Origin of the sequence: Trichocoleus sp. DQ-A2 (genome assembly GCF_039961915.1) — a bacterium.
Lineage (GTDB): Bacteria > Cyanobacteriota > Cyanobacteriia > Cyanobacteriales > FACHB-T130 > FACHB-T130.
Genome location: NZ_JAMPKD010000011.1, coordinates 166,268 through 181,905 on the forward strand (window position 1 = coordinate 166,268; position 15,638 = coordinate 181,905).

Below are 15,638 nucleotides of genomic sequence, written 5' to 3' on the forward strand. Positions count from 1 at the left end.
TATAATTACTCATAATTTTAGAAAATACAAACATTCCCTCAATTCTTTATATTATGGAATCTGTACCGTTTCTGCTCGTAAATGACCAATCAATTTCCCTTGAACAAGCTCTAAAATATCTGCAATTGTCTGGTAAACTTACTTCTTTTGTCGGAGAGATTCTCCGACAGTATGTTATAGAACAACAACTACAAGCACTTAATCTAGAGATTAGCTTGGCGGCTATTGAGCAAGCAGTGATTGATTTTCGCTTACAACGAAATCTAGCAGATCCCAAGAGTTTTCAAGAATGGCTAGTTCGTAACAGAATCGACTACGAAACCTTCCACAATCAGGTAAAATCTGGTTTTCAGTTAACCAAGCTCAAAGCTCAGATTGCAGAGCCGAAACTGAAAGAATATTTCATCGAACGCAAGCTATTTCTGGATCGGGTTGTACTCTCTCGTCTTGTGGTAGCCCAACAAGAATTAGCTGAAGAATTATATAGCCAAATTGAAGAGGGAGCCAGCTTTGAACAATTAGCTCAAGAGTATTCTCTCACAGATGACCGAATTGTAAATGGCATGATGGGGCCAGTTAGCCGAGGAACGCTACCAGACCAAATCCGAGCCGCGATCGATACCGCGAGTCCGGGGCGGATATTAGAGCCATTAAAACTCGAAGAACGTTGGGCTTTGTTTCGAGTTGAGCAATTCCTTCCAGCCTCCTTAGAAGATAATCAGCTAAAGGAAGCACTACAAAATGAACTTTTTGAGCAATGGCTAGCACAGAAAATTCAAACCTTAACGGTCAAACTGCAAATCAGTTGAGTAGTGTTGAAATCGCTAGGAATTTGCCTTGGAATATTCCACCTCTGAGCTTGCTGACATCCGAACAGCAAGCAAAATTCCAAACGCAAGCCGAAATCTGTTCCTACAGGTTAGGGGAAAAAATTTGGTCTAAAGATTGTCCGGGCAACCAGTTTTTAATTGTGTCTGGAAAGGTGCGTTTGCGGGAAGAAGGAGTAGCGAAACCGCTGGCAACTTTAGAGGCGGGAGATTGGTTCGGCGACTTGCAGCAATTCCTGGGATTTAAAGCGATCGCCTCTAGCAAAGAAGTTGTGGTAGTGCGTTGGGATACGGCGTTATGGAACGAAGCTTCATCTCCAGAAATCGATAGCTTTTGGCAGCAATCTAGCGGCGTGAAATCTAGCGGCGAAGAGGCAACGATAGAAACCGAAACGAGGATACCTGTAAGTAATTATCCGTTTATTTCTAGCCTTAACTCAGCGGCTGCTTGCTTAACAATGGTGGCGCAATACTTACAAAATCCAGCTTCTTTAGAGTGGATACAACGTCAGTTCCGGGGACAACGCCCGAAACAGCTTGTAGAAGCCAGTGAGAAAATAGGGCTACATCTGCGACGCTTGGTAGTATCTGGGCGCGAATTGCAGCAGCTATCTTTTCCGGCTTTGTTGCATTGGAACCAGGAACATTGGGTAGTGGTATACGAGGTAAAAGGCGATCGCGTCATCATTGCTAACCCCCTCAACCCCAGCCAAACTTGCGAAAATATTCCTCTTGCTTTACTTGAAGCTGCTTGGGATGGGCAACTGTGGCAAGTTGAACTAATTCAGCGACAAGACAAATTTAACCTTACTTGGTTTTTACCGGCAGTTTGGCGTTACCGGGGTTTATTGGGGGAAGTCCTGGTTGCGTCTTTCACCTTGCAGCTGTTGGGTTTAGCAACGCCAATCATTACTCAGGTAATTATTGACAAGGTGATGGTGCAGGAAAGCCTGCCGACTTTGGATGTGATGGCGATCGCGCTTTTGAGCATTGCTATCTTTGAGGCAATCCTAGGCATTTTGCGGCTATTCATCTTTACCCACACTGCACGACGCTTAGACCTTAGTTTATCTGCTCAATTGTTTCGCCACTTGATGCGGCTACCACTAGCTTATTTTGAGTCTCGCCGCGTTGGAGATACGGTAGCGCGAGTACAAGAACTGGAAAATATTCGCCAATTTCTCACTGGAACGGCGTTAACTGTCATCTTAGATAGCGTCTTTGCTGTTATCTACCTGGCCCTGATGTTTTATTACAATGTCAAGCTTACCTTCGTTGCCTTGGCAGTGATTCCGCTATTTGCAATGTTGACATTGGTGGCGACGCCAATTCTCCGAAACTGGCTGAATGAAACCTTTAACCACAGTGCGGATAGTCAATCGTTTCTTGTAGAGACGGTGACGGGAATCCATGCAGTGAAGGCTCATGCAGCCGAAGGAACCGCACGCGATCGCTGGGAAGGTTTATTTGCCCGCTTCATCCGCACCGGCTTTAAAGCTTCTACCACCTCCAACATCAGTAACAATATTGGTGACTTTCTCACTAATTTTTCCAACTTACTCATTCTCTGGTTTGGAGCCGCGCTAGTCATCGACCATCAGCTCACAATTGGTCAGCTAGTCGCTTTTCAAATGCTGGCGGGAAGAATGACCGGGCCACTTTTACGCTTAGTGCAATTGTGGCAAAATCTTCAACAAGTTTTGCTTTCTGTAGACCGCATTGGAGATATTCTCAACGTTGCCCCTGAAGCCGAACCCGGATCGGGTTTAGTCCTTCCCCCTCTGAAAGGTAAAGTTACCTTCGATCGGGTTTTCTTCCGCTATCAATCCAATCAAGAACCAATCCTGCGAGGAATTACCTTCACCGTTCAACCGGGAATGTTTGTCGGCATTGTCGGGCGAAGCGGCTCTGGGAAAAGCACTCTTTCTAAGCTTTTGCAACGACTTTACCCAGTTGAATCAGGTCGCATTTTTATTGATGGGTTTGATATTAAAAGTGCTGATTTAGCATCCTTGCGACAACAAATTAGTGTAGTTCTCCAAGAAGATTTTCTTTTTAACGGTTCCATCTTGGAAAATATTACTTTAGGCAATTCAGAGATTACTACCGAACAAGTTGTAGAAGCCGCACGATTAGCTGTTGCCGATGACTTTATTAGCGAATTAACCCACGGTTACGAGAATCCTGTCGGAGAACGAGGCACCGCTTTATCTGGCGGTCAGCGTCAGCGAATTGCCTTAGCTCGTTTATTCTTATCTCAAGCTCCTATTTTAATTCTCGACGAAGCGACTAGCGCCTTAGATAGCGAAACAGAGCAGCAAGTTTTACAAAATTTACAAGCAATTTCCCAAAACCGTACAGTTTTTATGATTGCCCACAGATTTGAGCCGCTCAAGCGGGCAGATTTGATTTTGGTGCTAGAGAAAGGGGTACTAATCGAACAAGGAACTCATCTAGAATTAATGCAAAAAAAAGGGTTGTATTGGTTGCTTTATCAACGTCAGCAGCCATCTAGTTAAAGACTACTTAAAATCATGCAGTTTCAAGTCAAGTAATTCCCGTAGTAGTCAGACTAAACGAGTGCCATGCTAAGGCAAACAAAATTGCCGCGATCGCGCCAATGAATGTATTGAGAAAATTCACGACTTCGTTGGTAAGCCAATCGTAGCGAGATTGCAGCGTAGCACCAATGACACTTTCCAAATTGGTCGCAATAAACGCTGCTACTATGCACCAAACCACCCCGATGAGATCGATCGCACCAACGCCCCAGCCAACACAAGCGATCGCAACCGATGCCACCACTCCAGCTATTGTCCCCTCTAAAGAAACCGCCCCTTCTGTTCCCCTGGCTACAGGTTGTAAGGTAGTAATCAAAAACGTCCGTTTACCATAAGCTTTCCCGACTTCGCTGGCGGTGGTATCCGAAAGTTTTGTACTAAAACTGGCTACGTAGCCCAGCAGTAAGAAAGGCACCCATTGGGGTTGTCCTAAATAACTCACCAGTACCGTTCCTAAGGCGCATAGAGTGCCCGTGAGGGCGGAACCCCAGACATTCTCCGGCCCGCGTGCCCCAGACCGTTTCTCGGCGATTCCCTCGGCTTCTTTTTGAGCCATGCCGATGCGCGTGACGGCAGAACCTACGAGAAAATAGAACATCACGACTAAATATCCCTGCCAGCCGAGGGTACCCCAAATAATGACGCCCAGCGCCCAAGCGTGGAGGAATCCGGCGGGGGTGAGTAACTTTTTCGGGGCGAAATAGGCGATCGCTAACAAAACTGTATTCAATCCCACTGCAACTAACCAGGGATTGAAAGAATTAATGGTAGAGAGCATCTGTAAAAATCTTGAATTCATAACACTCTTTCACAATACTCTCGTCCGTGAGAGAGGCGCAAAAAGGAACCCCAAGTGAAGGATGTATGTATTAGCGATATCACCCTTGATCTTCGCTTGCAAGTAAAGCGCCGCAAAAGCACAGCACTCAGAATATTACCGATGAACCCAACAATCTTTCATCTTGCTTTTCCCATCTCCGATGTTGCCCAAGCGAAAGCCTACTACGCTGATGGACTCGGCTGCCAGGTTGGGCGTGAAACCCGCGATGCCTTGATTCTGAATCTCTACGGTCATCAGCTGGTAGGTCACGTTAGCAAAGAACCGATTACCCCGCAACGAGGGATTTATCCCAGACACTTTGGGCTGGTTTTTACATCAATTGCTGACTGGGAAAGCTTGCTAGAACGGGCACAACAGCGACGGTTGCACTTTTATCAGCAGCCGAAACATCGCTTTCCCGGTCAACTCACCGAACATTGCACCTTCTTCCTCGAAGATCCGTTTTATAACCTGATGGAGTTCAAATATTACTCTCATGCCGAGGCAATTTTCGGGGTTCGGGAGTATGCCGAGATTGGCGATTCCCATTAGGAGACGCTACGCGATCGTGCTTCAGTGGTTCTAAAAGTGCCTTCTCCACAGCCTTAACCCCCTTAGCATCTGTAATCATCCACGGGTGCAGCAATACTGGCACCTGTAGATTTTGACCGACGGGCATTTCCGAACTATTCGGTGGCAGAATGATTAAATCAAAAGGCGTCCAGATCGAGGTGAAATTCACCTGTTCCAGCATCGCCACATCCCGATTCAAATCTTGTAGAAAAGCGCTATCAGGGCGCATCTGAACGCAGCCAATCCCATTGTGAAAGTAGCCCGCCCACGTTCCGTGGTTGGGTGCTGATATGGTAATAAAACGCTGCACCCGGTTAATGCCCCCTAGTCGCTGCACGTAGTAGCGGCTAACGATGCCTCCCATACTGAAGCCGACCAAATCAAATGGTTGGTCGGGTGCAAAGGTCTTGGCAACGTAATCAGCAACCTGCTGTGCTAGAGAGTCCAGACCCATCGCACCATTATTGGGGGTGAGGCTGAGGTCATATACAGACCAGCCTTGCTGTGCCAGGTAAGGAGCCATTTTATGGAATACAGCAGCCGTATCGTTGATGCCGTGAATTAGCAATACAGGATTGCGCTTAGGGGCACTGTTCATTTTGCCAGGAATTAATCTCATATAATCCCAGCTTAGACACGAGCGATCGCGGCTGGGGTTGGTTTAGGACAGCCTGTCGAGTGGCTGTGGCTTAAAATCTGAGATTAATGTAAATTCTTGCAACAAAAGAGCGTTTTCCAGAGCTAACTGGCTGGGTAACTGTACTTACTAAAACAAAATTTGTAAATTTTTGTAAAGAACTATCTGGGAATCTTGCGTTTGTCCGCCGTAAAACTTCATAATCCGATCTGGATCGCAAATTGCAACGATAGAAACGCTTTGTCCATATTGTAAAGCGGCTGCTTTCTGAGCTGAGCAGTTGAGCTTATCCTTGGCGATACCAGTCTTGCATCAAAAATAGAATAGCTTGCTCCAATGTTTCGGGAATCAGTCAACATCGTCATTTAAATCTCAGGAGTAATACTAAATGTTTGGTTTTATCAAAAAATTGTTGGGCGGCATTACCGCTTTCATTGGTGGAATTTTTGGCTCTAAGAAATCTGAAGGAAACGAGGCTGCTGCTCTTCCTCGTAAGAAGTCTGGTGGATACTACATGGAGCTAGAAGAGTCCAAAGACGCAAAACCAGCGGCACAAGAGAGCCAGAAGAAGCCAGAACCAGTCAAAGCCCAAACATCAGAATCGAAGAAGCCGGAACCCGCGAAGGCATCTGCATCCGCTTCTAAATCTGCGTCTAATGGACAAAAAGATTCATCGAAGCCTCAAGCAACCCCAGAACTTGTAGGGGCTGCATCCAAGAATTCATCAAACTCTAAAGAAGTCTCAGAACCGAAAGAAATTGCTCAACGGCCCCCAGTAGAGCTAATTCAGACGGCTGAAGGTGTTGAGGCAGTGGTTGCTGAGAAACCAGCAGCACCTATCAACGGCAAGGGTCAAAGCCAATCCGATACCACGTTTGCTCCGAAATACTTGAATCCAATTTCTAGCTCTAATACTCGTCGGCGTCCCGGTCCCAGCATGAGCAACTTCATGGACATGGCGCGTCAGGTGAAAAAATAATCAAAAACTAAAAATTAAAAATTAGCAGGCTTTTTGTCTAATTTTTGATTTGCTTTTTAATTCTTTGACCCTCTGAGGAAAACCAGCCCACTGTACAGTTGGAAAGCTGGGTCCCAGAGGGTTTCTTCACGCCGAAATAAGTCGATATGAGACTTGAGACTTTTTAGAATTTCTGTGCGATCTAGCGCAGTTTGAGCAAAATCTGTAAAATCTGCCCAAATCGGCGTCTGAGCCAAATGTCCTTCTAGAAAATGAAGTAAATTGTTCCAATGACTGCGGTTGGTCGCTTGATTGGGTTGAGTCGGCTGTGGATTGAAGGAAATCCCCTGCCCAAACTGGTAGTTGCTATCGCAAAGGCGAAGAATACTGTGTCTGGAAGGAAGATGCAAGTCGATCAATTGGGCATAGTCTTGGGTTTGAGTTTTCCATTGCAGTTGGCGACGAGCATCTTGGTCGATGACTTCGCCAAAGATTGGTAAGAGTCCTTGCACTTGTTGTCTGACTTCTGACCAGTTGAAGGTCAGGGAACCTGTCTGACCGTGTTCGTTCTCGCAAACGACGCTAGGCGGGGAAGCAGAAAGGAAATGGCTGACGCGAAAAACGTTAAGTTTCCGAACATCTGCAAGGTTTGCCCAGAAGTTGGGAATTTCGGCTTGCTGCATCTGTTGACTGTAGAATCGCAGTTCTCCTACCGGACCAGTTCGGTACAACCGCCAGCCGCGACTGGGAAGTTGTAGCCGTGCGGTGTAAGGGTCTATCTGCACGATTCGAGCTAACTGTTGGGCGGCGACCTGTTTCTTTTCAGCGCTGACGGCTTCTAGAACTAAGACGCCTGCTTCTGTGTCTTCTGGAGCGGCGGTGGCTTGAGCGATCGCGTCTCGTCTTTTTTGTTGGGCGATCGCTTCTATACGTCCCAATCCTTGACGAGCTTGAGTCATAATCTTGGGATTGGTGGTTTCCCGTAGCAGCTGCCGATAGGCATTTTCTGCCGCCTCTAATTTGCCCGTTTCTTCGTACAGGCGTCCCACATAGAACTGTACTAAGGGATTTTGCGGCATCTGTTTTACCAGATGGTTGAGTAACCAGGCAACGGTTTTATAGTCTTTGCGCTCGAAAGCTTCTGCAAGTTGTTCAAGCATTACAGTAATTAAAAAATTAACAATTAAAAATTAAAAATTGAAGCATCCTTCATTTCTAATTGTGCATTGAGCTGTAGCTTAAATCTCTCTAATTTCTGATTCCCATGCCGCAGCTACCAGAGATAAGGCGACCATTGGGGCGGTGACGGCTCGCAGGACACGACGCCCTAGAGAAACGGGTTGGAAGTCAGCAGCGATCGCTTGTTCGACTTCTGCTGGTGTCCAGCCTCCCTCTGGCCCGATGGCGATGACAATCGTTCCTTGCCCTGGATTCTTCAGTTCATCTGCTGTACCTGAAAAACCTGACTCCCCAGCCCCCTCCCCTTGTAGGAGAGGGGCTGGGGGAGAAGCCTCTTGCGGCAATAGATGAATCAAGCAATCGAGTAAATGGGGAGAATCTCCACGAGCAACGCAGATATAATTCTTGTTTTTTATCGAAGAACAATGACTCTTGAGTGAAGACAAAGCAGCCGAAAAGGAAACGGGTTCTAAAATTGTGGGAACGATTTGACGTTCTGACTGTTCAGCGGCTTCTTGGGCAATTCGCTGCCAACGTTCGAGTTTTTGGGGGCTGGGATTGAGCAGGGTGCGATCGCTCACGACGGGCGCGATCGCTACCACCCCTAGTTCGGTACTGTAGCGCACCACTTCATCAAAGCCGTTTTTTGGCAACGCAAGCATTAGCGTTATCGAGCAGGGCAACTCAGTTTGGACGGAAATCGGCTCTAGAAGCTGCCCCTGATTCGCCTCCAGCTTCGCCAGCCACCAGTGCCCTTGTCCATCCATTGCGATAAAGCGATCGCCCTCCCGCAACCGCAACACCCGACTGAGGTAATGCTGTTGTTCGGCAGTCAGGATAATTTGCTGGTTTTGAAATTGAGAGGGAGCGATCGCTAATCGTTGCAGCTGAGCCAATCTTTATCTCCCACTAACAGCAGACCTTTCTAATTTTATCGGACGGAACCTTCGTGGGTTTTAATTTCCACTTGGTGAAGGTCTACTGCTTTGGTGCCATCTACTTTGGCAGCAACCGCTTCGACATGGCTCAAAATTGATTGATCGGGTACAGAACCCGTGAGGATAATCGTGCCACCGTCTTGAGCGATTTCAAGAGTGTCAATATTTTTGAGGTTCGGCTCTTGATCAAATGCAGCAGCAACGCGCTTAGCTAATCCGTTAGCATCGTATTCCCCCTCAAAGCCCATGTATTCTGGCAATGTTGGAGGTTTATGCATCCCAGCCTTCTCACGCAACTCCCAATCATACTCACCCGTAAGTCCTGGACTCATTTGTTCTTCGACAGCCTGAGCGTCATGTTTGCTGTCTCCTTCTGTGCTGGTTTTCTGTTGTCCAAATTGCCTTTCTAACCAAGTCATAATTATTGTTTGCCTTCTAAGGATGTTTTATATTTTCTATTACACATCTATCCCAGTTCTGATTACATCCCTCATCAGAAATCAGTCTTCAGATATAGGACAAATTACTGTTTTCTTAGCTAAACAATAATCCTAGCTTAGGTGCATTTGTCAACTAAAATTCTTTTAATTTAATAATATATATAGCCAGCCTAAATGGTTTCTAAAGGCGAGATACCCGACTTCTCTAAGAAGTCAGGTATCTGAACTGCTGGCATCTTACAGCTCAAATCAGATTGCTACTATATCACTAATTTAACATCCAGTAAAAAAAATAGACATACAAAAATTATTTTTATTTAGAAAGTCTTAAAAAAATAAATTTTAGCAATTATTCAAGCAAAAAAATGACCAGCTATTAGCTTTACAATCTTTAAAAATTTAGAAATTTTTTAAAAGTCGTATCGGCAACTACGAGGAGTTATTTATTCGGTCAAGAAGCTACTGTTGCAAATCCTAAGAAATTGCCGCCCGAATCGGAAAGCCTGTACAGAGGGATAATGTCATAACCAACTTCTCAGACGTGGCATTTCAGGGGGCGAAGTATAGTAAATTCACCCTGTAGGTAGGGTCAGACATCATGCTTGTAGATACGAATTCTAAAAAAATATTGATCGAGTGTGGGCAAAAAACAAGCCAAACCAGCACACTGGAGGGACTCCGCAAGTAATCCCGATAACATTGATGAAAGATTAAAATATTTACAATACATAGCATCTCAATTACATTACCAAGCCAGTAGAGGTGGATTGGTTCCTAAGAATTTTCAAAGTAACCCTGGAAGTTTTAGCTCATAAAGATGGTAACGCTGCCGAAAGAGAGGGGAAATGCTGGAAGAAGACCCTCCAGTAAAAGAATTGGAGTGCAACCCATGCAGACTGAACCGATCGCCGTATTGCTTGTGGAGGATAACCCTGGCGATGCCCGTCTCGTGCGGGAACTGCTGCGGGAAGTCAATGCTCCCCAAATAACGCTGATCCACGTTCAAACGCTCACAGAAGCCCTGGATTGCCTCGTCAGTTCAGAAGGGTTGAACGTTCAGAAGTTGAAGATTGAAAGGTTTAACCAACCAGCGAACCAGCAACCTTTTGAGCTGAAAGGCGATCGCCTCCCACTATCGATCGGGGTGATTTTGTTAGATTTATCGCTGCCAGATGCTCAGGGTTTAGAAACCGTCAGACGAGTCTGCAATGCTGTACCAGAAGTGCCGATTGTGGTGATGTCGGGGCTAGCCGATGAAGCGATCGCGCTTTCTGCTGTACAAGAAGGAGCGCAAGACTATCTCGTCAAAGGTCATGCCGATAGCCATCTGCTGCTCCGCACCGTGCGATATGCCATTGAGCGTCAGCGGATGCAGATACGACTCCAACAAACCCAGCGAGCCTTGCAGCAACAACTGGAGCGAGAAGCCTTAGTAAACCGCATCACGACTGCCTTAAATTCTAATCTCGATCCAAAATCAGTCGTTGATGAAATTGTCCGACAGACAGCAGTCCCGATGAGCTGCGATTTCTGCATGGTAGTCCGAGACTTGTCGGAATCAAACCGAGTTTACATTGAAGCGGAGTATTGGCCCCATTTATCAGATGCCGTAAAGCCGATTTCTCAATCGCCCCTACAAGGGACAACCCTGTCCGTAGAAGGCTGGGAAATGGTGCGAAGTGAGTTGCTCGAAAACCGTCCGGTAGCGATCGCAAACACTACTGACTTTTGGTTGACCCCAGCCTATCAAGCGCTTTGCGCGGAAACGAGACCAAGTACGATGCTCTTGGCTCCTATCTTCGTAAGAGAGCAATTCTACGGCTATCTAGTCGTCGGCTCGATCAAGCCGCGTCCGCCGTTTTTAACATGGGAAATCCAACTGCTGCAACAGTTAGCTGGACAGACAGCGATCGCTCTCTACAATGCCCACGAGCTTGAACAGCTAGAAAGCCTGGTTCAGGAGCGCACTCAGCAACTCGCTCAAGAAAAAACACTGCTGGAAGCCATTCTTGATTCTATTCAAGAGGGAATTACTGTTACTCAACCCGATGGTCAAATCGTGCTGTTAAATCGGGCGGCATTGCAGATATATGGTTTGGTCGGGAATGGCGTTACACCTACCTCCGCTCCAGGCTCTATGCCTCACGTCAAGAATTTCTTAACTAAATTAAAAGTCCGTAACCCCGATGGTTCCCGCCCTCGTCGGTCGGAGCTACCCCTTACAAGGGCACTTCAAGGGGAAGTTTTTACCGATCAGGAGCTGGTGGTACACGGTCTCAATGGAGAGCGCAAGTGGGTAAGTATCAATGGGGCGGCAATCCGCGATGACAGGGGGAAAGTCCTGCTGGCGGTCAATACGACGCGAGATATTACCGAGCGCAAACAAGCAGAAAAGGCACTGCGGGAATCGGAAACCAAATTCCGGACGCTCTATGAATCGACCAGCGCGGCGGTGATGCTGTTGGATGAACAAGAAATTTTCAATTGCAACAGTGCAACCCTACACCTATTTGGCTGTAATGGCTTGGAGGAGTTTTGCGGCAAACATCCCAGCACATTCTCACCACCAACTCAGCCCGATGGTCAAAGTTCCCTGACTCTAGCTTGCGATCGCATTACCACTGCCCTAACAGAAGGCAACTGTCGCTTTGATTGGATTCATCGGACGTTGGATGGTAAAGATTTTCCGGCAGAGGTGACGCTAACGGCAATCGAGCTGGACAACCGAAAAGTGCTGCAAGCGGTCGTGTATGACATTAGCGATCGCATGAACAAAGAAATCGAACTGCGGGAAGCAAAGGAAGCGGCAGAAGCGGGAAGTCGAGCAAAAAGTGAATTCCTTGCCACCATGAGCCACGAACTCCGAACGCCCCTTAACGCCATCTTGGGACTCTCTCACATCCTGCGGCAAGAAATTTTTGGTGCGCTCAATGAGAAACAGAAAGAGTATGTCACCTGCATTAATAACAGTGGCGAACATCTCCTATCGCTGATTAACGATATTCTTGACCTTTCTAAAGTCGAAGCAGGCAAAGAGAAACTCTGCCCGATGCCAATTATCGTGCCGAATTTGTGCGAATACATCGTTACGATTATGAGGGAACAAGCCTACGAACGAGGGCTACAACTCACCAGTGAAATTGACCCAGAAATTGATGTTTGTGTCGCCGATGAACGACGTCTAAAGCAGATGTTATTGAATCTGCTATCGAATGCAATTAAGTTCACACCATCGGGTCAAGTTTCCCTAATTGTGCAAAAGCAGCCAGGATGCATTGCGTTTACCGTAGCGGATACGGGCATTGGTATTGCCCCTGAGAAGCTGTCATTGTTATTTGAGCCATTTCGCCAATTGGACAGCGGACTGAACCGGCAGTTTGCTGGCACTGGTTTGGGGTTGTCACTGACTCGCAGTTTAGCCCGACTTCATGGTGGAGATGTGACGGTTTCCTCAACCCTAGGAAAAGGCAGTGAGTTTACTCTATATCTGCCCGATATGAGCAATGAATCAGTCTCCATCTATCAGTTTCCAAGCGAGGGGGGCGATTCTTCTTCATTGTCTTCTGGACTTAACAATGGCGAGTTAAAAGGCGAGTTAAAAGCCGCCGCCAACCCTTTTTCTATCCCTGGCAAAGGACGAATTCTAATTGTGGAAGACGATGAAAATAGTGGGTTGCTGTTGCAAGACTATCTCCAAGTCGTAGGTCATACCGTTGAACATTTGCTTGATGGGACGGATTTCCTCCAGCGAGTGCGAAACTTCCAGCCCGATCTGATTTTGTTGGATGTAAATTTACCCGGTGGATACAGCGGGTTAGATTTACTAAAAGACTTAAAACAGCAGCCGGAACTGGAAAGACTGCCAGTGGTAATGGTGACGGTAAATACAATGGCAGAAGATCGAGACCGTTTTCTAGAGGCTGGTGCTAATGATTATCTCAGCAAGCCGATAGGCATTCCTCAGTTGGAGTTAATTTTGATGAAACATCTCTGAAGAAGGCAAAAAGTAAAAGGCAAAAGAAAGAATTTTGTTTCTAATTCGGAATTTTTAATTCTTTCAGAATTTGCCAAGCTTTGACAAGATTGCCTTGCAGAAGCGTTGCTACGCCATTCAGGGCTTGAAGTTCGGATAAGTTCGGGTTGATGGCAAGAGCCGGTTTCAAAGCTTTCTGGGCGGCGGCGGGATGCCAATCGTACAGATGGACAAAGGCGAGATAGGCATAAGCGTAAGGATTTTGGGAGTCGATCTCAACGACTCGTTCTAAGGCAGCGATCGCACCTTTGACTTGTCGCTTCAGCGCCTTTGACAAAGCCAGGGTGTATGCCCAATCCCGGTTTTGCGGTTCCCGTTGCAGTCGATATTCCAATGCCGTTAAGGTTTGATTCAGATAGTCTTGAATCGGGTCGTACTGGTTGATGCGCCCAGTTTCTTCAAATATCGACTCTAGAGCTTCTGTCCCTTGGGGTAAGGTAGCGGCTAGAGTCCGCAGTTGAGTCAGCAAATCCAGCTCAGGCGCGGGTGTGGGGGCGGCAAGGGGTTCAATCTTCAGTGTCACGGGGGGAACCTGTATCGGGTAAGTTTCACCCGTTTGCCGGTTCAGGTAAGTCGCTTCTAGGCGGTAAATTCCAGCCGATATATTTGCTGGCGGCAGCATCGCCATCTGTTCGGTGACTCGAAAGCCATTCGCAGAACGCTCAGGGGGAAGAACTTTTGGATACAATTCTCCCATGCCAATCCCGTGATCGTGCAGCCATTCAGATTTGGGATTTTCAACTTTGGGATTCTCAACTTTGGAATTTTCAACAATGCGATCGCTCATGCGCCAAGTCAGCAGCACTAACCCAGATTGCAACTGTTCCCAGGAACCAGACCATTCGTAGGTAATCGGTACGGGAATCCCTGGTGGGGCTTGGTTCGGTACACTCACCTGTTCTAAGCTGACTTGGGTGCGAGGTTCTGTGAGGGGTTGTACTTGGATGGGTGGTGTTTTGCGATGATACAGTTTCAGAACGCTGTCATCGGGTAAATCCCAAGTTTTGTGCAACTGGAAATCCGAACCTTGTTCAACAGTTTGGACGATGATTGCTTGCGCGTCTGGAATCGATCCTTGGTTGCCACTTTTGGTGAGGAACCAGGAAAGCGATCGCGCATCTTGAGGGACAAACTTCTTTCGGGTTCCTACCTGACGCCCATACACCTGAAAATTTTCTAACGCACCGTAATAATTGAAATTGTGCTGGTTAATTTTTGCGGTTGAGGGTAATACTCCTAGTGTGGAACGCAGATAAGGTTCGGTTTGAATAATTTGGGCGATCGCTTGTTGGTGAGGCCATTTTTCTCCCAGATAAACGGGATGCTGGGCATAGGGACTGAGGACTTGCGTGAAATTGGCAAACATCCCTCCCACGGGAAACAGGTTCAGAAACATTAGCAGCACCGCCAAACCAATCGTTCCCCAACGGATATGATGTTTCCAGCGTCCTGTCTGGCGCGTCAAACCATAAGCCAAAAATAGCGCTACCACCGGCAAGTAAGGCAAGACATAGCGAGAATCTTTATTAATATTCAGCGAACCCAGTAAATAAGCTCCCAGCCAAAATACCGCAAGCCAAGCAATTGAATCAAAATTTAGAAATGAAAAATTAAAAGTTGAAGAATTCTCTTGTTGAGTTTTTATTTTTTTAATTGAATAAATCAGCAATCCCACAATTGGAATAAGTAACAAAGGCCAAGACACATGGTAAGGAAGAATTTTCCAGTAGTAAGTCCAGGCGTCTAGAGTATTGAGGGCGGGATCTCCCTCCGCGATCGCTGAATCCACGGTTGCGCGTTTTCCCGCTGTCAGCATCAGCAGCCAATTGGTGCGATACCAAGGACCAAAGACCAAAACCGAAAGCAGCAACCCAGAAACCAGTTGCGCGAGGCGTCCCCATGCCCGGTGCCGAATCGTCCCAAACCCCACCCACAAAATCGGCGTCAACAGAAAGAACAGCGCTGTCTGCTTTACCATCAGCGCCAGCCCCAAAGAAAGTCCAAACGCCGCCGCCCAAACCCATTCTCTTGTTCTTTGCGTCCTCTGTTCCTCTGCGGTTCGACAATTCCGCCAAACCGTCAAGCAAAAGAAACTCAATGTCACAACCGCTGTCAGCGGATAATCCAGCAGAAAATCCAGGCGATATTGATAAATCCCCGGTAACAATTGGCACAGCCCAGCCGCCCATAAACCGACTTCAATGCTAAATAGCTGGACGCCCAAACCATAAACCGAACCCAAAAGCATCGCACTGAATAGCAACAGAACCAGCGTGGCTTGATCCGCCCCCGTCCCAAAGAGATGCTGGAGGATAGCAGTCGCAATGTAGGTAAAAGGCGGCACTTTGGAGGTCAACAGCCAAAAACTCGTCCACCACTCGCCTGAAAACCACTGGGGTTGTTGCAAAGCCCTCCAGTAGTTCAACGATCCCGTCAAGTAATCTGCCTGATCCCAAGCTGGTACGGAGTGGTCAAGCGTAAACCAAATGCGATCGCTAACTGCCCCCACCAGCCAAATGATTCCTAGAATTAGCAGACTTCTATTTTTAAACTTAGTGCTTTTATCTTTATCGGTCACAGAATCCAGATAGGTTCTTTTAACTTCTTTCTCATTTTGTATTGCATCAAATTGAGAACCGCTCTATTATTTTCTCCCAATTACCTTACCCCAA

The 15,638-nt window shown here is 46.9% G+C and carries 11 protein-coding genes; 5 read left to right on the forward strand and 6 right to left on the reverse strand.

The genetic code is table 11. From position 1 onward, the window contains the following. Window positions 1-53: 53 nt before the first annotated feature. The gene (locus tag NC997_RS13210) at window positions 54-809 is read left to right on the forward strand and encodes a peptidylprolyl isomerase (protein ID WP_190527894.1); all 756 of its coding nucleotides are present in this window, start codon (window positions 54-56) and stop codon (window positions 807-809) included. Then, entirely contained in the window at window positions 758-3,346 is a 2,589-nt protein-coding gene (locus NC997_RS13215) for a peptidase domain-containing ABC transporter (RefSeq protein ID WP_190527896.1), read from the forward strand. The genes NC997_RS13210 and NC997_RS13215 overlap by 52 nt, the downstream gene beginning before the upstream one ends. Before the next feature lie 28 nt (window positions 3,347-3,374). Here NC997_RS13215 and NC997_RS13220 read toward each other — a convergent pair whose 3' ends face one another. Then, entirely contained in the window at window positions 3,375-4,166 is a 792-nt protein-coding gene (locus NC997_RS13220) for a TIGR00297 family protein (RefSeq protein ID WP_190527980.1), read from the reverse strand. 162 nt (window positions 4,167-4,328) lie between these two features. Here NC997_RS13220 and NC997_RS13225 point away from each other — a divergent pair, with 162 nt between their 5' ends. After that, window positions 4,329-4,760 (forward strand): VOC family protein, encoded by a 432-nt coding sequence (locus tag NC997_RS13225; RefSeq protein WP_190527898.1) that lies wholly within the window; start codon window positions 4,329-4,331, stop codon window positions 4,758-4,760. Here NC997_RS13225 and NC997_RS13230 read toward each other — a convergent pair. Beyond that, window positions 4,690-5,379 carry a triacylglycerol lipase gene (locus tag NC997_RS13230; protein WP_190527900.1) on the reverse strand — a complete coding sequence of 230 codons (690 nt, stop codon included), beginning with the start codon at window positions 5,377-5,379 and terminating at the stop codon, window positions 4,690-4,692. The genes NC997_RS13225 and NC997_RS13230 overlap by 71 nt on opposite strands. A 427-nt stretch (window positions 5,380-5,806) precedes the next feature. Between NC997_RS13230 and NC997_RS13235 the strand changes: the two genes are divergently transcribed. Beyond that, window positions 5,807-6,397 carry a hypothetical protein gene (locus NC997_RS13235; RefSeq protein ID WP_190412739.1) on the forward strand — a complete coding sequence of 197 codons (591 nt, stop codon included), beginning with the start codon at window positions 5,807-5,809 and terminating at the stop codon, window positions 6,395-6,397. A 56-nt stretch (window positions 6,398-6,453) separates the two neighbouring features. Here NC997_RS13235 and NC997_RS13240 read toward each other — a convergent pair whose 3' ends face one another. The 3 genes from NC997_RS13240 to NC997_RS13250 all read right to left on the reverse strand — a co-directional run bounded on the left by NC997_RS13240 (window position 6,454) and on the right by NC997_RS13250 (window position 8,912). Next, window positions 6,454-7,536: a tetratricopeptide repeat protein gene (locus tag NC997_RS13240; RefSeq protein ID WP_190527902.1), complete on the reverse strand. Its 1,083-nt coding sequence runs from the start codon at window positions 7,534-7,536 to the stop codon at window positions 6,454-6,456. Window positions 7,537-7,614: 78 nt separating this feature from the next. Then, window positions 7,615-8,451 (reverse strand): RsmE family RNA methyltransferase, encoded by an 837-nt coding sequence (locus NC997_RS13245; protein ID WP_190527904.1) that lies wholly within the window; start codon window positions 8,449-8,451, stop codon window positions 7,615-7,617. Window positions 8,452-8,486: 35 nt separating this feature from the next. Further along, window positions 8,487-8,912 (reverse strand): BON domain-containing protein, encoded by a 426-nt coding sequence (locus NC997_RS13250; RefSeq protein WP_190439720.1) that lies wholly within the window; start codon window positions 8,910-8,912, stop codon window positions 8,487-8,489. Window positions 8,913-9,822: 910 nt separating this feature from the next. Between NC997_RS13250 and NC997_RS13255 the strand changes: the two genes are divergently transcribed. Beyond that, window positions 9,823-12,927 (forward strand): response regulator, encoded by a 3,105-nt coding sequence (locus NC997_RS13255; protein ID WP_190527906.1) that lies wholly within the window; start codon window positions 9,823-9,825, stop codon window positions 12,925-12,927. Window positions 12,928-12,967: 40 nt separating this feature from the next. Here NC997_RS13255 and NC997_RS13260 read toward each other — a convergent pair whose 3' ends face one another. Beyond that, window positions 12,968-15,544 carry a glycosyltransferase family 39 protein gene (locus NC997_RS13260; protein ID WP_190527908.1) on the reverse strand — a complete coding sequence of 859 codons (2,577 nt, stop codon included), beginning with the start codon at window positions 15,542-15,544 and terminating at the stop codon, window positions 12,968-12,970. Window positions 15,545-15,638: the final 94 nt, after the last annotated feature.

Coding starts and splice junctions, on each gene's coding strand:
- NC997_RS13225 (WP_190527898.1), top strand. CDS start 4,329: ATGAACCCAACAATCTTTCATCTTGCTTTTCCCATCTCCGATGTTGCC.
- NC997_RS13255 (WP_190527906.1), top strand. CDS start 9,823: ATGCAGACTGAACCGATCGCCGTATTGCTTGTGGAGGATAACCCTGGC.
- NC997_RS13210 (WP_190527894.1), top strand. CDS start 54: ATGGAATCTGTACCGTTTCTGCTCGTAAATGACCAATCAATTTCCCTT.
- NC997_RS13235 (WP_190412739.1), top strand. CDS start 5,807: ATGTTTGGTTTTATCAAAAAATTGTTGGGCGGCATTACCGCTTTCATT.
- NC997_RS13215 (WP_190527896.1), top strand. CDS start 758: ATGGCTAGCACAGAAAATTCAAACCTTAACGGTCAAACTGCAAATCAG.
- NC997_RS13220 (WP_190527980.1), bottom strand. CDS start 4,166: ATGCTCTCTACCATTAATTCTTTCAATCCCTGGTTAGTTGCAGTGGGA.
- NC997_RS13230 (WP_190527900.1), bottom strand. CDS start 5,379: ATGAACAGTGCCCCTAAGCGCAATCCTGTATTGCTAATTCACGGCATC.
- NC997_RS13250 (WP_190439720.1), bottom strand. CDS start 8,912: ATGACTTGGTTAGAAAGGCAATTTGGACAACAGAAAACCAGCACAGAA.
- NC997_RS13240 (WP_190527902.1), bottom strand. CDS start 7,536: ATGCTTGAACAACTTGCAGAAGCTTTCGAGCGCAAAGACTATAAAACC.